This is a genomic window from Streptomyces sp. NPDC034103, assembly GCF_055575395.1.
The window spans coordinates 221613-240471 of the sequence record NZ_JBVISS010000011.1 but is presented as its reverse complement, the minus strand read 5'-3'; the positions used below and the strand labels follow the sequence as shown (position 1 = coordinate 240471).

General features: G+C 72.4%; 12 protein-coding genes and 1 riboswitch. Of the genes, 7 read left to right on the top strand and 5 right to left on the bottom strand.

Annotated elements, in window-relative coordinates; genetic code table 11:
* The first annotated feature begins 220 nt into the window (after window positions 1-220).
* Both ACZ56U_RS25580 and ACZ56U_RS25575 read left to right on the top strand, forming a co-directional pair.
* On the top strand, window positions 221-574 hold the full coding sequence (locus tag ACZ56U_RS25580) for a hypothetical protein (RefSeq protein ID WP_391234569.1): 354 nt from the start codon (window positions 221-223) through the stop codon (window positions 572-574).
* A 432-nt stretch (window positions 575-1006) separates the two neighbouring features.
* Window positions 1007-1633 carry a hypothetical protein gene (locus tag ACZ56U_RS25575; RefSeq protein WP_469086321.1) on the top strand — a complete coding sequence of 209 codons (627 nt, stop codon included), beginning with the start codon at window positions 1007-1009 and terminating at the stop codon, window positions 1631-1633.
* A gap of 66 nt (window positions 1634-1699) precedes the next feature.
* Here ACZ56U_RS25575 and ACZ56U_RS25570 read toward each other — a convergent pair whose 3' ends face one another.
* The gene (locus ACZ56U_RS25570) at window positions 1700-2866 is read right to left on the bottom strand and encodes a C40 family peptidase (RefSeq protein WP_469086320.1); all 1167 of its coding nucleotides are present in this window, start codon (window positions 2864-2866) and stop codon (window positions 1700-1702) included.
* An 8-nt stretch (window positions 2867-2874) separates the two neighbouring features.
* A riboswitch (cyclic di-AMP (ydaO/yuaA leader) is annotated at window positions 2875-3031 on the bottom strand.
* Window positions 3032-3602: 571 nt separating this feature from the next.
* On the opposite strand from ACZ56U_RS25570, the gene pcrA reads away from it, so the two are divergent.
* Window positions 3603-6086, top strand: coding sequence for a DNA helicase PcrA (pcrA, locus tag ACZ56U_RS25565; protein ID WP_469086319.1), 2484 nt, complete (start codon window positions 3603-3605; stop codon window positions 6084-6086).
* Window positions 6087-6162: 76 nt separating this feature from the next.
* On the opposite strand, the gene ACZ56U_RS25560 is transcribed toward pcrA, so the two are convergent.
* Window positions 6163-7632, bottom strand: a complete 1470-nt coding sequence (locus ACZ56U_RS25560) for a M23 family metallopeptidase (protein ID WP_469086432.1) — start codon at window positions 7630-7632, stop codon at window positions 6163-6165.
* 262 nt (window positions 7633-7894) lie between these two features.
* Window positions 7895-8779 carry a lipase family alpha/beta hydrolase gene (locus tag ACZ56U_RS25555; protein ID WP_469086318.1) on the bottom strand — a complete coding sequence of 295 codons (885 nt, stop codon included), beginning with the start codon at window positions 8777-8779 and terminating at the stop codon, window positions 7895-7897.
* Window positions 8780-9366: 587 nt separating this feature from the next.
* Between ACZ56U_RS25555 and ACZ56U_RS25550 the strand changes: the two genes are divergently transcribed.
* On the top strand, window positions 9367-9783 hold the full coding sequence (locus tag ACZ56U_RS25550; RefSeq protein ID WP_469086317.1) for a cobalamin B12-binding domain-containing protein: 417 nt from the start codon (window positions 9367-9369) through the stop codon (window positions 9781-9783).
* Between the two features lie 293 nt (window positions 9784-10076).
* On the opposite strand, the gene ACZ56U_RS25545 is transcribed toward ACZ56U_RS25550, so the two are convergent.
* Window positions 10077-11705 carry a DUF5691 domain-containing protein gene (locus tag ACZ56U_RS25545; RefSeq protein ID WP_469086316.1) on the bottom strand — a complete coding sequence of 543 codons (1629 nt, stop codon included), beginning with the start codon at window positions 11703-11705 and terminating at the stop codon, window positions 10077-10079.
* 368 nt (window positions 11706-12073) lie between these two features.
* Window positions 12074-13420: an SWIM zinc finger family protein gene (locus tag ACZ56U_RS25540; RefSeq protein ID WP_469086315.1), complete on the bottom strand. Its 1347-nt coding sequence runs from the start codon at window positions 13418-13420 to the stop codon at window positions 12074-12076.
* Between the two features lie 145 nt (window positions 13421-13565).
* On the opposite strand from ACZ56U_RS25540, the gene ACZ56U_RS25535 reads away from it, so the two are divergent.
* The 3 genes from ACZ56U_RS25535 to ACZ56U_RS25525 all read left to right on the top strand — a co-directional run bounded on the left by ACZ56U_RS25535 (window position 13566) and on the right by ACZ56U_RS25525 (window position 18750).
* Window positions 13566-14723, top strand: a complete 1158-nt coding sequence (locus ACZ56U_RS25535) for an ATP-binding protein (protein ID WP_469086314.1) — start codon at window positions 13566-13568, stop codon at window positions 14721-14723.
* 234 nt (window positions 14724-14957) lie between these two features.
* Window positions 14958-17441 carry a DUF5682 family protein gene (locus tag ACZ56U_RS25530; RefSeq protein ID WP_469086431.1) on the top strand — a complete coding sequence of 828 codons (2484 nt, stop codon included), beginning with the start codon at window positions 14958-14960 and terminating at the stop codon, window positions 17439-17441.
* A gap of 139 nt (window positions 17442-17580) precedes the next feature.
* Window positions 17581-18750, top strand: a complete 1170-nt coding sequence (locus ACZ56U_RS25525; protein WP_391234589.1) for a VWA domain-containing protein — start codon at window positions 17581-17583, stop codon at window positions 18748-18750.
* Window positions 18751-18859: the final 109 nt, after the last annotated feature.

Below are 18859 nucleotides of genomic sequence, written 5' to 3'. Positions count from 1 at the left end.
ACGGGATGCGCGGAAGTGGTCCGAGGGGATCGCCAGGTGACCGCATGCGACCGTGATTCCGTTCTCGGGCCGTCGACTTCACGCAGGGTGATGACCGAAGTGCGGATTCCGGAACGGATGGGGGTGCCGGGGTGCTATGGGGCGCATATATGCAAGATCGTGACGGAAACGACAGGGCGGTGTAGGGCGGCTCAAGCGCCTCTGACTAGGCTCCGGCCCCATGGACGTACTCATCCATCTCTTCGTGGGCCTGCACATCATCGGCATCGCCTCGCTGCTCGGCGGCTTCCTCACCCAGATGAAGGCCATGGGTCAGGGCACCGCCCGCTTCGTTCCGGCGATGCTGCACGGCGCGCTCACCATGCTGGTCACCGGGGTGATCCTGGTCGGCCTCAACCAGGCGGACGACCAGTCCGTCAACAACGTGAAGATCGGCATCAAGCTGGCCCTGCTGGTGGTGATCCTCGGCCTCGTCTATGTGAAGCGGGACGACGAGAAGGTGGAGAAGGGGCTGTTCGGGCTGGTGGGCGCGCTGACCATCGCGGACATCTTCATCGCGGTGCTCTGGACGTGAGTCTGGCGGTGCTCTGGACCTGAGTCTCGTGCTCTGGGCTTTCGTACTCGCGGTGCCCTGGACCTGAGTCTCGTGCTCTGGGCCTTCGTACTCGCGGTGCCCTGGACCTCAGGATGCCGGTCGCCATCACGGCCGCTCCGGCGGCAGGCGGCCGCTGGGCCCACCAGACGCGGAGGGGGGAGCGCGGGAGGTGAGCGGCGGGACCGGACATGGGGGCGATGCTAAGGAGCGCGGGAGGAGGCGAGGGCGGGGCACGCGCGCGTGCGCGGAGAAGTGCGCGCGGGCGCCGGGCAGGACTGGGGCGCGCGCCGCACGCAGAGGGTGCGGGCAGGGACCGCCCTCGGGGAAGCCCGGCCAGGAGGGCGGAGCAGCGGCGGGGATCTGAGTAGTTGCGCTCATGACACTCGGCCTCCGCCCCGCGAGACTCTGCCCATGTCCTTCGGAAGACCAGCCACAGCTGCCCCGGCCGCCACAGCCGCCGTAGTCGCCGCCCTCATCGCGCTCACGGTGACGGCGTGCGGAAGCCAGAAGGGTGGTGTGGGGGCGGAGTCGAGCCCCGGCGCGCGCTCGGGCAGCGCCTCGCCCTCCTATCCGCCCCCGCCCCGGTGCGCCCAGGCCGCGAAGACGCCCGTGGCGGTGCCCTCGTCGCCGAGCCCCCGTGCCGACACCGCCACGCCGGAGGAGAACATCGATCAGCCCCCGAACTACGCCGACAACCACGCGTACCGCATGCGGACCTCCCTCAGCGCGGAGCAGCAGGCCAGCGGGCAGGCGTCGGCGGAACTCATCCTCGCGGAGCTGGCGAAGGTCAGGAAGGAGGGCGGTTCGGGGGAGTACGGGAGCTTCAGTGATGAGCGCGTCGAGACCGCGCTGGCGCGCCTCGGCTGCGGCGAGGAGCACGGGGTCTCCGTGGGGAACGGCTACTACGCCGTCTACACGGGCGTCGTGTGCGTGTCGGGGCGGGTGACGAAGGACGAGCTGACCGGCGAGGTGCACGGCGTCTACGCCGAGCCGCAGCCCGGCGAGGGGCCCTGTGTCGAGAACCGGGGAGGTCACTGACGCCAGGGCCGCGCCGCGCGTCAGGCCGGCCGCACCACGCTTGTGGATCGCCGGCCGTGCCGCGCGTCAGGCCGGCCGCACCACGCTGTGGATCGCCGACTCACCGTCGTAGAAGAGGGACTCCTCGCGTACGTACGCCCCCGGCTTCGGCGCGTGGATCATCTTGCCGTTGCCGATGTAGATGCCGACGTGGGTGACATCGTCGTAGAAGAAGACGAGGTCGCCGGGCCGGGCGTTGGAGAGGGAGACCGTGGTGCCGGCGTTCACCTGGTCGTAGGTGGTGCGCGGCAGGGAGATGCCGGCGGCGTTCCAGGCGGCCTGGGTGAGGCCGGAGCAGTCGTAGGAGTCGGGGCCGGTGGCGCCCCAGACGTACGGCTTGCCGATCTGTGAGCGGGCGTAGGCGAGCGCCTTCTCGGCCTTGGTGGCGTACGAGGAGTCTGTGGTCTGCGAGGGGTCCGTGGTCTGCGAGGGGGAGGAGGACGACGAGCCGCTCGCCACCCCCTGGGCCGCGGCCTCCTCCTTCGCCGCCTTCTGCTCCGCCGCCTGCTGCTTCGCCAGCTCCGCGGCCTTGCGGGCGGCCTCCTCCCGCTTCTCCTTCTCGATCGCCGCGAGCCGCGCCTTCTCCTCGGCGGTCAGCCGCGACAGCAGCTCGCGCGCGTCGGAGAGCTTCTTCTGGACGGTCGCCTTGGCGGTCTTGAGGTCGCTCTGTGTGTCGGTGAGCGTCTCGAGGCTCTGGGTGGCCTCCTGACGCTTCTTCATCGTCGCGGCCTGCTCGGTGACGTAGTCGTCGACCGCGCCCTTCTGGCGGGACGTCATACGGCCCATCAGCTGCGTCTGGTCGAAGTAGTCCTGCGGGGAGTCCGCGAGCAGGAAGGTCGCCGTGTCGGGCGCGGAGGCGCCGGTGCGGTACTGGGCCGCGGCGAAGGTGCCGAGTTCCTCGCGGGCCTCGTTGAGCTTCTGGGTGCGCTTGGCGACGTCGTCGAGGAGGGTGTCGACCTCCTTGCGCTGCTTGGCGGTCTTCTCCTTGGTCGCGTTGTACTTCTCGGTCGCCGACTCCGCCTGGCGGTAGAGGTCGTCGACCTTCTTCTCGACCTCCTCGATGCTCGGCTTGTCGTCGGTCGAGGGGGCGGCGGTGGCCGTCTGGGAGAGCAGTGCCACGGAGGTGAGGGCGGCCGTGGCGAGAGCGGGGGTGCGTATGCCTCCCGCGGCGGACGACTTGCGGTGCGACGCCAAGGTCGGCGACTCCTTCCATGCTCCGCCTACCGAGTTAGCTGTCGGGTTCGGGCGGGTGCTTCGGAAGGTGTGCCCTACGGCCGTCCCCGGAGGGGAGTGGGGCCGATTCACCCCGGATCGGTGTGGGTCCCCGGCTCCGGCTGCCTGGAGAGGCGTACCGGACTCGGCGGAGGCCGCGCGGCCCGGCGACGTTCGCCGGTGGGGGTCGTACGGCCTGCCCGGCACGGTAGCCAACTCGCGTGGCCCCTGTGAAGGTTGATGGTCGATATGCCCGATACATTTTCGTGACCTTGGGGCGGGGCGCGGCAGGGCGCGGGCAATGCGGGCCGATCTGGCGGGGCTTGTTCGCATTTCTGGCGGAGTGGCCGTGCCCGGCCGCCGGCTTCCCGCCGCGCCGCGGTCGCCCGGGCGGCGTGACCGGCGCCTGTGCCCGCTCACGGCGAGCTGTGGGGCGTGCGCCGCCCCTGTCTTCCCCTGTCTTCGGGTCTTCCCCTGCCTTCGGGTCCGACGGCAAGATCTGCTGTCTTCGGGTCCGACGGCAAGATCTGCTGTCTTCGGGTCCGACGGCAAGATCTGCGCCTCGGCCTGCCTGGTCGCGAGCCGTGGCCGGACGGTCACGGAGGGCGAGGGGGCCTCGGGGCGGTCAGGTCCTGTGCGCGGGCCCGCGGGCTGTCTTTCCCGCGACTTCTCGGGGTGGCGGCGGGGTGTCAGTGGGGAGCCCTAGACTCGGAGAGCGATGAGCAGCCTCTTTGATGACAGCTTCCTGGCGGACCTCCAGGCCCCTAAGGGCCGCGAGGAGGAGCACCCGCCGCCGCCCGAGGACGAGCACGGACCGGAACCCGTTCCGGACGATCTGTTCGGCGGGAAGTTCGACGTGCCACCGGACCGGGACGGCTACTACCGCGACGGCGCCGCCCGCCCGGTCCTGGACGCGGCAGCCCTCGTCGAGGGGCTCAACGAGAACCAGCGCGCCGCCGTCGAGCACTCCGGCACCCCGCTGCTCATCGTGGCCGGCGCCGGCTCCGGCAAGACCCGTGTGCTCACGCACCGCATCGCGTATCTGCTGGCCGAGCGGGACGTCCACCCGGGCCAGATCCTCGCGATCACCTTCACCAACAAGGCCGCGGGCGAGATGAAGGAGCGGGTGGAGCAGCTCGTCGGCCCGCGCGCGAACGCGATGTGGGTGATGACCTTCCACAGCGCGTGCGTGCGCATCCTGCGGCGGGAGAGCAAGAAGCTCGGCTTCACGTCGTCGTTCTCGATCTACGACGCCGCCGACAGCAAGCGGCTGATGGCCCTGGTCTGCCGCGACCTGGACCTCGACCCCAAGCGGTTCCCGCCCAAGTCCTTCAGCGCCAAGATCAGCAACCTCAAGAACGAGCTGATCGACGAGGAGGACTTCGCCGCCCAGGCCACCGACGGCTTCGAGAAGACCCTCGCCCAGGCCTACGCCCTGTACCAGTCGCGGCTGCGCGAGGCCAACGCCCTCGACTTCGACGACCTGATCATGACGACGGTCAACCTGCTGCGCGCCTTCCCGGACGTCGCCGAGCACTACCGCCGCCGCTTCCGGCACGTCCTGGTCGACGAGTACCAGGACACCAACCACGCTCAGTACGCGCTGGTCAGGGAACTGGTCGGCACCTCCGAGCACCCCGTCGACGTACCGCCCGCCGAGTTCGACCTGCCGCCCGCCGAGCTGTGTGTCGTCGGTGACGCCGACCAGTCGATCTACGCCTTCCGCGGCGCGACGATCCGCAACATCCTCCAGTTCGAGGAGGACTACCCGCAGGCGACCACGATCCTGCTGGAGCAGAACTACCGCTCCACCCAGACGATCCTGTCCGCCGCCAACGCGGTCATCGAGCGCAACGAGTCCCGCCGCCCCAAGAACCTGTGGACCAACGCGGGCTCGGGCGCCCGCATCACCGGCTATGTCGCCGACACCGAGCATGACGAGGCGCAGTTCGTCGCCGACGAGATAGACCGACTGACGGACGCGGGCGAAGCGAAGGCCGGCGACGTCGCCGTCTTCTACCGGACCAACGCCCAGTCCCGGGTCTTCGAAGAGATCTTCATCCGCGTCGGCCTGCCCTACAAGGTCGTCGGCGGCGTCCGCTTCTACGAGCGCAAGGAGGTCCGGGACGTCCTGGCCTACCTGCGTGTGCTGGCCAACCCCGAGGACTCGGTGCCGCTGCGCCGGATCCTCAACGTCCCCAAGCGCGGCATCGGCGAGCGCGCCGAGGCGATGATCGACGCCCTGTCCCAGCGCGAGAAGATCAGCTTCCCGCAGGCGCTGAAGCGGGTCGACGAGGCGTACGGCATGGCCGCGCGGTCGACGAACGCCGTGAAGCGGTTCAACGTGCTGATGGAGGAGCTCCGTACCATCGTCGAGTCCGGCGCGGGCCCCGCGACCGTCCTGGAGGCGGTGCTCGAACGCACCGGCTACCTCGCCGAGTTGCAGGCCTCCACCGACCCGCAGGACGAGACCCGGATCGAGAACCTCCAGGAACTCGCCGCCGTGGCCCTGGAGTTCGAGCAGGAGACGGGCGAGGGCGAGGAGTCCGCCTCGCTCTCCGAGTTCCTGGAGCGGGTCGCACTCGTCGCCGACTCCGACCAGATCCCCGACGAGGACGAGGACGGCTCCGGCGTCATCACCCTCATGACCCTGCACACCGCCAAGGGTCTGGAGTTCCCGGTCGTCTTCCTGACCGGCATGGAGGACGGCGTCTTCCCGCACATGCGCTCCCTCGGCCAGACCAAGGAGCTGGAGGAGGAGCGGCGGCTGGCGTACGTCGGCATCACGCGCGCGCGGGAGCGGCTGTACCTGACGCGCTCCTCGCTGCGCAGTGCGTGGGGGCAGCCGTCGTACAACCCGCCCTCGCGCTTCCTGTCGGAGATCCCGGAGCAGCACCTGGAGTGGAAGCGCACCGGCGCCGTCTCGGCCCCGGCGGGCCCGACCTCCGGGATCGCCGCCTCGCTGTCGTCCTCCCGGTCCCGCTCCTCGGCGTCGGGCGCCTCCGGCTTCGCGACCCGCCGGGCCTCGGAGAAGCCGGTGGTCTCGCTGACGGTCGGCGACCGGGTCACGCACGACCAGTTCGGGCTCGGCACCGTGACGGCGGTGAAGGGCACGGGCGCGAACGCGGAGGCGACGATCGACTTCGGCGAGGCCAAGCCGAAGCGGCTGCTGCTGCGCTACGCGCCGGTGGAGAAGCTGTAGCGGGCTTGGCCAGGGGCCGTCGCATGACTGAGCCCCCGCCGCTGTGAAGCGCGGGGGCTCGCAAGGCGGTTGAGGCCTACGTCGGGTCGAGCCCGTGGCTGCGCAGCCACGGCAGCGGGTCGATCGCCGAGCCGCCCGCCGGACGCACCTCGAAGTGCAGATGCGGGCCGGTGGAGTTGCCGGAGTTCCCGGAGTACGCGATCGGGTCGCCGGCCTTCACGGTCGTACCGGAGGCGACGCGGTAGGTGGAGAGGTGGCAGTACCACGTCTCCGTGCCGTCCTTCGCGGTCACGATCATCATGTTGCCGTAGGCGCTGTTCCACTGCGTGCGCACCGTGCCGTCGGTCGCGGCCATCACGGTGGCGCCGTACGACACGGGGAAGTCGATGCCGGTGTGCACGGACATCCAGTTCACGCCGGCCTGGCCGTAGTAGGCGCTGAGGCCGTGCTGCGCGACCGGGAGGGCGAACTTGGGGCGCAGCCGCTCCTTGCGGGCCGCCTCCTCCGCCGCCTTCTTCTTCTCCGCCACCTGCTGGGCCTTGAGGTCGATGCGCTCCTGCGTACGGCTGGCCCGGTCGGCGAAGTCGTCGGCGCCCGCGGAGAGGCTCTCGAGCTGGGTGTCCAGCGTGTTGTTCGCGGCGGACGGCTGGACGGACTTGGTCGCCACGTCGGCCGCCGCCGCGGAGGTCTTCTGGTCGTCGCTCAGGCCACCGACGGAGGCGGCGGCGATCCCCGTCACGCCCATGACACACGCGGACGGCACGGCGATCTTCATCAGCGCGGAGCGCTTGGGGGGCGTACGGCGGCGGGAACGGCCGGCGTTGCGGGCGGCCATGCGCGAGCCCGGCACCGGGGCGGGGTCCTCCTGGCCGTCGAGGAGCGGGGCGTCGTCCTCGGTGAAGGCGTCCTCGGTGAAGGCGTCGTCGGCGAAGGTGTCCTCGGAGAGGGCCGGCAGCTCGCCGGTGGCGCTCAACTCGGTGTCGTGCGAGGCGGGTTCGTCGTAGTCGACCTGCTCGAACACCGCTGTCGACTGGTGGTCGACGGCCTCCTCGTGGACCGGCGCGGCGCCGTCGGAGTTCCACTGCGTGGCGTCGTAGGTGCCGGTGTCGAAGGTCTGCGTGCCCCATTCCCAGTGCTGGGTCTGGTCGGCGGCGTTGCCGCACTGGTCGGGCTGGAGCCAGGCGTTGGCGTCCCAGTGGCCGCTGACGTCTGCCGCACCGGCCTGCGGCGGGATCGCGGAGAGCTGCTGGTGCTCGCCGGTCCAGTTCGTCGTGTCGTACGCGCCGGTGTCATGGGCGGCGTGGTGCTGGGCCGCGTAGGCGTCGTAGTTGAGGGTCTGGTGGTTGCCCGTGGACCACTGACCGGCGTCGTACGACCCGGTGTTCTCGCCGGGGAGACTGCCGAAGAGGGGGTCCGTCTCGAAGTGCGTGGTGGTGTGGGCGCCCGTGTCGTAGCCGTAGTCGGCGAAGTCTCCGTACTGGGCTTCCTGGGCGCCGGGGGACGCGTAGTGCGTCGAGGCATCGGAAGCGGGGGTCGGGGTGGTCATGGTCCCCGACGGGTACGGGTCGTTCACCAACTTCTCTTTCGCCTCGACAACAGGGGCTGCCAGAGCAGTGCGGTGACTGTACCCGGCGGTACGCGGGCGCGACAATATTCGGCAGGTTTCAGCACTTCAGGAAACGGGCATCCGGGCGTGTTTCGGGGGACTGCGGGCGCGACCTTGGCTTTGTGTTCGAAGATTGTTCGATGTTGGACGGCTGTGGATCGCCTGTGACGTGTGGATCGCGTGTGCAGCGGGTCCAGTCGCGTCACGCCACGGTCAGGCCCCCGGCGCTCGCACCGGCCGCGGTCCCGGTTCCGGTCTCGGTTCCGGTCCGATCCGTGTCGAGGGCCTGCCGTATCCCGGTCGCGACCGCCGGGTGCACGGGGAGGGCGAGATGCCCGATCCCGCTCACCTGGACGTTCTGCGCCATCAGGTCGGGGTGGTCGATACAGGCGGTCTCCAACGGGTCCATCAGATGGTCCAGGTCGCTCCAGAAGCTCACGAAGTGCGTGCGGCAGCCCGGCGCGGGGAGGGTCAGCTCCGTCAGGACGTCCGAGTCGGGGCGCATCTGCCGCACGATCGGGTGCGCGTCCGCCAGCGGCACCACCCGGGTGCCGGAGTGCGGGGTGCCCAGCGTGACCAGCGTGCGCACCCGGAGGTCGCCGCCGAGACGCTGCACGTAGTACCGCGCGATCAGCCCGCCCAGACTGTGCCCGACGACGTCGACCCGGCTGCTTTCGGTGCGCTCGCAGATCTCCTCGATGTGCCGGCCCAACAGCTCGGCAGCGGTGCGGATGTCGCACGTCAGCGGTGAGTAGTTGAGCGACTCGACCCGCTGGTGGCCGTTCTGGAGGAGGCTGCGGCGCAACATGACGAAGACCGAGCGGTTGTCGATGAAGCCGTGCAGCAGGACGACCGGGGGCCTGGTCCCTGTCGGCAGCTGCGCGGGGCCGTCCTGGGAGGGGACCGGGACGGCCGGCGCACGGCGTTCCTGCAGGATGCCGGAGGGATAGAGGACGAGGTGGCCGGCGAGGATCGCGATCTCCAGGGCGGTCGCCTTCAGCAGCGCCACGGGCAGCCCCGCCAGCCTGCTCGGGAGCAGGCGCTCGCACAGGGGAAGAAACGGCGCCACTGCCCTGGTGACCTTCATGGCCGACCTCCTGTCGGCACACATGAGGAGAACGCCTCTGTCCCCCGTGTGCCCTCGTGGGAGGTCGCGGCGAAACTCTTCGGCGCGGCATGAGCAGGGCGCGTGGGGCGAGCGCGGCGTGTGGCGCGAGTGGAGCGTGGTGCGCCGATGACCTGACGAGGCTCCCTGCCGGTGTGGCGACGAGGCTCCCCGCTGTCGTGCCTTACCTGCCCTACGTGCCCTTCGTGCCACCGTCGACACGCCGTACCGCCACGGCGCGCGGCCCGCGGCGCGGTGGTGCGGCGACCTCGTTGCGGCTCCCGTTGCGCTTGCTCCCGCTGCGGTACGGGGGCCGCAGGGTGGTCCTGCGGTCCGGGTGCCGCAAAGACTCGGAACGGTGCGCGGCGAACGTGTCCCACCATGTGATTTCCCCCTCGGTCCGCACCGCGAAACTGCCGGTTGCGGGATGCTGGAGATAACGTTCGTTCACTTCCTCGCACAACGTGGTGTGAGGACGTCCGTGTCGTATCGACGCCGTCCAGGTGGCATACATGGCCTGTGTGGTACCTGTCGGTACGGATGGATGCAGTCGCTTCATGGAGGCAGTGATGGGTGTGGCAGCCGGTCCGATCCGCGTCGTGGTGGCCAAGCCGGGGCTCGACGGCCACGATCGCGGGGCCAAGGTGATCGCGCGGGCGCTGCGCGACGCCGGTATGGAGGTCATCTACACCGGGCTCCACCAGACTCCCGAGCAGATCGTCGGCACCGCGATCCAGGAGGACGCCGACGCGATCGGCCTCTCCATCCTCTCCGGCGCCCACAACACCCTCTTCGCCGCCGTGATCGACCTGCTCCAGGAGCGGGACGCGGCGGACATCCTGGTCTTCGGCGGCGGCATCATCCCCGAGGCGGACATCGCCCCGCTCAAGGAGAAGGGCGTCGCGGAGATCTTCACGCCCGGGGCCACGACACAGGAGATCGTGGACTGGGTGCGGGCGAACGTACAGACGCCGGCCGGGGCGTAGCCCGTCGCTGTACGGGGGTGGGGTGTGGATCGCGGGTCGATCGAGGCGGCCAGCGGGTGGGTCGAGGTGGCGTGCGGGTGGGCCGGGACGGCTCGTGGGTGGGCCGAGGTGGTGGCTCGCGGATGGGCCGAGGCGGCTCGCGGGTGGGCTGAGCAGGCCGAGACGACGGACTGCGGGCCCGGAGTGACCCGCGGGTGCGGGACCGAGGTGGCTCGCGGGTGCGGGCCCGAGGCGACCCGCGGGTGGGCCGGAGCGGCTGTTCGCGCGCGCCTTGGCGACGGTGGGTGGTGTGGTCAGGCGGCTCCCAGTTCCTCGGTCATGGCCGCCCGCAACCGCAGGGTCGTGACCAGCCGTTGGAACGCCTCCGCCCAGTACCCCCCGGCCCCCGGACTCGCGTCCTCCGACTCGTCCGGAACCGCCAGCAGCCCATCGAGCCGTCCCGCCTCCGACGGGTCGAGGCACCGCTCGGCCAGCCCCATCACACCACTGAAACTCCATGGGTAACTCCCCGCGTCCCGCGCGATGTTGAGCGCGTCGACCACAGCCCGCCCCAGCGGCGCGGCCCACGGCACCGCACACCCTCCGAGCAGCTGAAACGCCTCCGACAGACCATGCGTCGAGATGAAGCCGGCCACCCAGTCGGCCCGCTCGGCGGAGTCCAGCGTGCCCAGCAGCTTGGCGCGTTCGGCCAACGACACCGCGCCGGGCCCGCCCGCCTCGGGTGCCCCGGGCGCTCCCAGCAGCGCCCGCGCCCAGGCCGCGTCCCGCTGCCGTACCGCCGCCCGGCACCACGCGGCGTGCAGTTCGGACCGCCAGTCGTCCGTCACCGGCAGCGCCACGATCTCCTCGGGCGTACGCCCGCCGAGCCGCGCCGACCAGGTCCCGAGCGGCGCCGCCTCCACCAACTGGCCGAACCACCATGACCGTTCACCCCGTCCCGCCGGAGCCTTGGCCACCACACCGTCCCGCTCCATGCTCGCGTCGCACTCGAACGGCGCCTCCACGGTGATCGTCGGTGTCTGCCGCGTCCGGTCCAGGGCCACGCACGCCGTCGCCCTGACCGCCATCCTCGCGGCGAGCGCGGAGCCCGGCAGCGCCGAGAGCAACTCGGCCGCCGTCGCCCGGACGTTACGGCTGCGGTCGGTCAGGGCCTGCTCCAGGAAGGGCTCGTCGTCCGCGCCGAGTCCCGTCCGCAGCGAGTCGAGGAACATCAGCCGGTCCTCGGCCCGCTCCGTCGCCCACGTCGTCGTCAGCAGCTCCCGCGCGGCGCCGGGCTCACGGGCGCGTATCGAGGCGAGCAGGGCGACCCGTTCGGCGAAGAGCCCCTCCTGCCACAACCTCCGGACCCGGTCCGCGTCCTCCGGGTGCGGCAGGGAGGGGTCCCCGCCGGGTGCCGCGCGCAGGGCGAACCGCCAGTCCGGGTTCAGCCGCGCCAGCCACACGGCACGCGGTCCCGCGAACGCCAGTGCCGCCGGACGCAGGTCCGTACGCCCCCGGGCCGCGTCCAGCAGCGCCGGCAGCATCTCCGGGGGTGCCGCGAAACCCCGGGCGTTCGCCGCCGCGAGCCATTGCGGCAACAGCTCCATCAAATCCGGTGCGGTGCCGCGGCGACCGCTGCCGCCCGCGCCCGGACGGTCGGCCAGCAGCATCGAGAGCCTGCGGCCCGCCGCGGCGGGCAGGGCGGGGCGGGGGTCCTCAGGAGCCGGTTCCGGCCGCGCCGCCGCGGGGGCGGGCCGCAGCCCGGCCCGCCGCCTCACGGTCTCCGTCGCCGCCGCGTCCAGCAGGACGACGGGCGCGGGCGTCTCCCGGCCCGGCGCCGCGCCCGGCGGGGTACGCCGGTCCGTTCCGAGCAGGGCCGTGGTGACGAGCTCCTCCCAGGCGTCCGGCGCGGGCGAATCCACAGGTGTGGACGTGCTGTTCATGCGGGTCCCTTCCGTGGGGTGCGTCGGTGGGTGGGGCGGACGGGCCGGCGGCTGCTTGGCCCGGCGTGAGTCTGGGGGCGGGAGTCGGAGTGGGGCTCGGTCGGGGCAGGAGGCCGAGGCGGGTGACGTGGATGTCGTCGCCCGTGTGTGCCGTGCGCGCTGTGCGTGCCGTGCGTGCTGCGATGGCTGTGCGTGCTGTGAGTGCTGCGGGCGCCGTCTGTGTCGTGTGTGCTGTCGTACGGGTTCGTGTGGCGTGGACGTTGGTGTCCGTGTCTGCTCCCAGGTCGATGAGAGGGGGCTCGGCACGGGGCGCGGGTCGCCGCGAGGCCGTGCCGGTGGTGCGGGCACGCTGTGCGGGGCCGGGCCGGTCAGTACAGCGGTACCGGCTCTCCCGGTCCCTCCGGCCAGGCCGTCAGCGGGGTGAAGCCACGGTGGCCGCACTCGCCGAAGACCTTGACCGGGGCGCCGCCCGAGAGGGCGACCAGGCGCCACAGGCCCGGTCGGGAACGGGCCGTGGGGGTCAGGGGCAGGGCCGTGTCCCCGTCGGCGTCCGCGAGCTGCCAGGTGTCGCCGTGCGGCGTGGGGACGACCCGGTCGAGGGTGACCGGGACGGACTCCAGCCACGGGTCGTCGCGCAGCGCCTCGCCGTAACGCACCGCCGCCCGGGCCGTCGTGATGCCCGGCGGCCGTATGGGAGCGGGCGCGGGCGGTGCGAACTGTTCACCCAGGGCGGCCCGCACCTGTCCGGCGCCCGGGTAGGCGGACACCTCCGCCTCCAGGACCAGCCCCACGGGCAGGGCCAGTTCGGGGGCGCGGCCGGCGGCGCCGTAGGAGAGGAGCAGGGCCGCGCGGCCGGAGTCGGCGCCGTGCAGCCAGATCCGGCGGGTCGTCAGGCGGGTGTCCGCCGTGTCGTACTGGGCGAGCACCAGCCAGCGGTCGCGCACCGCGGGCCCGTCCGGCGAGGCGGGCAGACCGATGCGGGAACGGACGGTCGCCGCCAGCCCGTCCGGCAGCGACTCGCGGCGCAGCCACCCCTGGTCGAGAAGGTGGAGCAGGGCGCACTCCTCCAGCAGCCGTACCGGCCAGCCCGGGCCGGACGCCGGTATGGACCCCAACTCCCGCACCCGCGCCGCCAGTCCGGGGGCCTGGGCGTCGACCATGCGGGCCGCCGTCTCCTCCCACAGCGCGTACCCGGTCTGTTCCGCGCCGGCCAGGCCGCCACGCAGCAGGTCCGCGAGGCGCTGCTCCAGCTCCGTCACCCCCGCCGTGACCAGCGCGGCCCGGCGCTCCGACCTGCGTCGCGCCGCTTCCGGGTCACCGGCGCCGGTGCCGGACGGTGCCGTGGCCCTCTCCTGCGCGCGCTTCCTCCTCCCCTCCATCCACTGCTCCGCCCAGTCCGGCGCCTGTCCCCGCGGCACCGCGCCGTCCTCCCCCGCCCAGAGCAACAGCAGCCCGAGGGCGTGCTTGCACGGGAATTTCCGGCTCGGGCAACTGCACTTGTACGCCGGCCCGGACACGTCCGCGATGTCCACGACCGTCTGATACGGCTTGCCGCCACTGCCCTTGCACAGCCCCCACACCGCCCCCTCGTCGGAACTCCCCGCCTCGGACCACGGCCCCGCCGCCCCGAGTTTGCTTCCCGCTTTGCGTGACGCGGCGTCAGGCGCCAGCGCCAGCACCTGGTCCGCGCTCCAGCGCACCCCCTGCTGAGTCATGTCATCGAAGGTAGATCCCCCCACTGACAATCGGGTCGGCAGCGGCCCTGGCGAGTGCGTTTGCGCAGGTCAGATCGGATTGTCAGTGGCATGGTGCAACGTGGTCCCCAGATCCGAACCGGCCGAGCTGGAGGGGGACTCAGCCATGCCTGTGTCCGTAGAACCGACGACCGTCGACCCGAGCCAGAACGGGTCCGCGCCCGCGAACACGCCCGCGTCAGAAGCCGAGGCGCTGCGACCGCACGCCGAGCACGCCTTCGCCGCCGAACTCGCCGCGCTGGCCGCCCAGGACGACCGTCCGCGCCCGGCCCGCTGGAAGCTGTCGCCCTGGGCGGTGGCCACCTATCTGCTCGGCGGCACGCTGCCCGACGGCACGGTGATCACACCGAAGTACGTGGGACCGCGCCGCATCGTCGAGGTCGCCGTCACCACGCTCGCCACCGACCGCGCCCTGCTCCTGCTCGGTGTGCCCGGCACCGCGAAGACCTGGGTGTCCGAGCATCTGGCGGCGGCCGTCAGCGGCGACTCGACGCTGCTGGTGCAGGGCACGGCCGGCACGCCGGAGGAGGCGATCCGGTACGGCTGGAACTACGCGCAACTGCTGGCGAACGGGCCGAGCCGGGACGCCCTCGTCCCCAGCCCCGTCATGCGGGCCATGGCGGAGGGGATGACGGCGCGGGTGGAGGAGCTGACCCGTATCCCCGCCGACGTCCAGGACACCCTCATCACGATCCTGTCCGAGAAGACGTTGCCGATACCGGAGTTGGGCCAAGAGGTGCAGGCCGTCCGCGGCTTCAACCTCATCGCCACCGCCAACGACCGCGACCGCGGGGTCAACGACCTCTCCAGCGCTCTGCGCCGCCGGTTCAACACCGTCGTGCTGCCGCTGCCGGCGAGCGTCGAGGCCGAGGTCGACATCGTCTCGCGGCGCGTCGACCAGCTCGGCCGCTCCCTCGACCTGCCCGCGGTGCCGGAGGGGATCGACGAGATCCGCCGGGTCGTGACCGTCTTCCGCGAGCTGCGCGACGGCGTCACCGCGGACGGCCGTACGAAGGTCAAGTCGCCCAGCGGCACGCTGTCGACGGCGGAGGCCATCTCCGTCGTCACCAACGGTCTCGCCCTGGCCGCCCACTTCGGCGACGGAGTGCTGCGGGCCGGCGATGTGGCCGCGGGCATTCTCGGCGCGGTGGTCCGTGATCCGGCGGCCGACCGCGTGATCTGGCAGGAGTACCTGGAGGCGGTCGTCCGTGAACGCGACGAGTGGAAGGACTTCTACCGCGCCTGCCGGGAGGTGAGCGTGTGAGCGGGGACGACCTGGGGTGGGGGCGGCCCGGCGGGTGCCAGGGCGCGAGCGGCTCCGGGGGTTCGGGGGGCTCGGACACCTCCGGTGACGGCCGGGCGGCGGGCGGCTCGTCGCTCGTACGGGGCGCGGGCGGGGCCGCCGGCAGCGGTGGTCGGTGGTTCTGGAGGGGAGGGGGACGGCGTGACGGGACATGAGGGGGACGAGGGGATCGTGACCGTGGGGGACGGGAACGGGGTGACCGGGCGTGCCGTCGGCGGGACGGCCGGGTCGGTCATCGGCAGGGAGCCTCTGCTGCTCGGGGTGCGGCACCACGGGCCCGGTTCGGCGCGGGCCGTGCGGGCGGCGCTGGACGCGGCCCGGCCCCGGGTCGTCCTGATCGAGGGCCCGCCCGAGGCGGACGCGCTGATCCCGCTGGCCGCCGACGAGGACATGCGACCCCCGGTCGCGCTCCTCGCCCACGCCGTCGACGAGCCGGGCCGCTCGGCGTTCTGGCCGCTCGCCGAGTTCTCCCCGGAATGGGTGGCCATCCGCTGGGCGCTGGCGAACGAGGTCCCGGCGAGGTTCATCGACCTGCCGGCCACGCATTCGCTGGCGTGGGGGAGGGAGGCGACGGCTGACGGGATCACCGGGACTGAGGGGACTGACGGGACTGACGGGACTGACGGGACTGAAAGTTCGGGTGAGGCCGACGGGATCGACGGGACCGACGGGACTGAGCAGTCCGGCAAGCCCGATGTCCGTATCGACCCCCTCGCGGTGCTCGCCGAGGCCGCCGGTTACGACGACCCCGAGCGGTGGTGGGAGGACGTCGTCGAGCATCGGGGCGCCGGGACCGGGGACGTGTTCGCGCCGTTCGCCGCGCTGGAGGAGGCGATGGGGGCGCTGCGGGAGGAGTTCGGCAGTGGTGGGCACGAGCGGGATCTCGTGCGCGAGGCGTACATGCGGCTCCAGGTGCGGTCGGCTCGGCGGGAGTTCGAGTCCGGTGTGGCCGTGGTGTGCGGGGCGTGGCATGTGCCCGCGCTGCGGGAGAGGACCGCTGTCGCCGCCGACCGAGCCCTGGTGAAGGGGCTGCCCAAGGTCAAGGCGGACATGACCTGGGTGCCGTGGACGTATCGGCGGCTGGCCCGGACCAGCGGGTACGGGGCCGGGATCGACTCGCCGGGTTGGTACGGGCATCTGTTCGGCGCACCGGACCGGCCCGTCGAACGGTGGCTGACCAAGGTGGCGGGGCTGCTGCGGGAGGAGGACCGGCTGGTCTCCTCGGCCCATGTCATCGAGGCGGTACGGCTGGCCGAGACGCTGGCGGCGATGCGGGGGCGCCCGCTGGCGGGGCTCGGCGAGACGACCGACGCGGTGCGCGCGGTGATGTGCGAGGGCTCGGACGTACCGCTGTCGCTGGTGCACGACCGGCTCGTCGTCGGGGACGTGCTGGGGGAGGTGCCGCAGGGGGCGCCCGCGGTGCCGTTGCAGCGGGACCTCGACCGGACGCAGCGGCGCTTGCGGCTCAAACCGGAGGCGCTGGAGCGGGAGTTGGAGCTCGACCTGCGCAAGGAGACCGACGCGGGCCGCGGCAGGCTGCTGCACCGGCTGCGGCTGCTGGGCGTCGGATGGGGCGAGCCCGCGGTGTCACGGGGGAGCACCGGGACGTTCCGGGAGACGTGGCGGCTGCGGTGGGAGCCCGAGTTGTCCGTGCGGGTCGCGGAGGCCGGGGTGTGGGGGACGACGGTGCTCGCCGCGGCGACCGCCAAGGCGGCGGCGGACGCCGTCAGCGCGCCGGGCCTCGCCGACGTCACCGCGCTGGCCGAGCGCTGTCTCCTGGCCGAACTGCCCGAGGCGCTGCCGGTGGTGATGCGGGTCCTCGCCGACCGCGCCGCCCTCGACGCCGACGTCGGCCACCTCGCCCAGGCCCTGCCCGCCCTGGTCCGTGCCCTGCGCTACGGCGACGTGCGCGGCACGGACACCCACGCCCTGACCGAGGTCGCCGCGGGCCTCGCCGAGCGGGTCTTCGTCGGCCTGCCCCCGGCCTGCGCCGCGCTCGACACGGACGCGGCGGAGGAGATGCGACGCCATGTGGACGCGGTCCACGGGGCGGTGGGGCTGCTCGCGGACGCGGTGGCGGCGGGGCCGTCGGTCGGACATGCCGATTCCCCCTCTCCCCACGGTGACCTACGGCTGCGCTGGCGGTCGGTGCTTCGGGTGCTGTCGGGACGGGACAGCGTGCCCGGGGTCATCCGGGGGCGTGCCGTGCGCTTGCTGCTGGACGAGGGGGAGTTGGGGCAGGACGAGGCGGCTCGGCTCATGGGGCTCGTGCTGTCACCGGGGACGCCACCGGCGGACGCGGCCGCGTGGATCGAGGGGTTCGTCGGCGGCGGCGCCGGGGGCGGGATGCTGCTCGTGCACGACGAGCGGTTGCTCGGGCTGGTCGACGCCTGGCTGACCGGGGTGCCGGCGGAGGCGTTCACGGACGTGCTGCCGTTGCTGCGGCGGACCTTCTCGGCGTACGAGCCGGGGGTGCGGCGGACGCTCGGCGAGCTGGTCCGGCGGGGGCCGGGCGAGCGGGGTGGCGTGGTGGGCGGGGGGTCCGGCATACCCGGCTTCGGGGCGGACCTCGACCTGGAACGTGCGGATGCGGTGCTGCCGGTGATCCGGCTGCTGCTGGGACTGGACGGCGACCCTGCGGGCGCCGCGGACAACGACCTTGTGGGGGTGGGGCGATGACGACCGATCGGCCGGGTGCACCGAAGGAACGGGCGGGAGCGACGGGCGCGGGGGGAGACGCGCGAACGGCGGGCGAAGGGCCGGCCAGGACTGTCCGAGTGGTTCCGCTCTGGGCGCGGCCGCGGACGGGGGTGGCCGGATGACGACCGAGGCCATGGACCCGGCGCAGGAGCGGCTGCGGCGCTGGCGGCTCGTGCTCGGGGGCGACACCGCCGACGGCACCGGCTGCGCGCTCGGCGGACGGGACGCTGCGATGGACGGGGCGCTGACCGCGCTCTACGGAAAGGGGGACAGGCAGGGCAAGCAGTCGGGGCGGGAGCGTTCCGCGGGGCTGGGGGCGTCCGCGCCGTCCGTGGCGCGGTGGCTCGGGGACATCCGGACCTACTTCCCGTCCTCCGTCGTACAGGTCATGCAACGCGACGCCATCGACCGGCTCGGCCTCGCCACGCTGTTGCTCGAACCGGAGATGCTGGAGGCGGTCGAGGCCGACGTGCATCTCGTCGGCACGCTGCTCTCCCTCAACAAGGCGATGCCGGAGACGACGAAGGAGACGGCACGTGCCGTCGTCCGCAAGGTCGTCGATGACCTCGAGAAGCGGCTCGCCACCCGCACCCGGGCCACCCTCACCGGCGCCCTCGACCGCAGTGCCCGCGTCAGCCGGCCGCGGCACCACGACATCGACTGGAACCGCACGATCGCGGCCAACCTCAAGCACTACCTGCCGGAGTACCGGACGATCGTGCCGGAGCGGCTCATCGGGTACGGGCGGGCCTCGCAGTCGGTGAAGAAGGAGGTCGTGCTCTGCATCGACCAGTCGGGATCGATGGCGGCGTCGGTGGTCTACGCGTCCGTGTTCGGCGCGGTGCTCGCCTCCATGCGGTCCATCGACACCCGGCTCGTCGTCTTCGACACCGCGGTCGTCGACCTCACCGACCAGCTCGACGACCCCGTCGACGTCCTGTTCGGCACCCAGCTGGGCGGCGGTACCGACATCAATCGGGCGCTGGCGTACTGCCAGTCGCAGATCACCCGGCCCGCGGAGACGGTCGTCGTGCTGATCAGCGACCTCTACGAGGGCGGCATACGCGACGAGATGCTGAAGCGGGTGGCGGCGATGAAGGCGTCGGGGGTGCAGTTCGTGGCGCTGCTCGCGCTCTCCGACGAGGGGGCGCCCGCGTACGACAGGGAGCACGCGGCCGCGCTCGCCGCCCTCGGCGCACCGGCCTTCGCCTGTACGCCCGATCTGTTCCCGGAGGTGATGGCCGCGGCGATCGAGAAGCGGCCGATACCGATCCCGGACACGGTGTAAGCGGGCGGGCGGACGGGCGGGTGTGCGGGTGTGCGGGGACTGGAACGGCGGGCCGTGACGAGGATCGAGCCCCATCGGGCAACGAACCCGGTCAGGCAACGAACCCGAT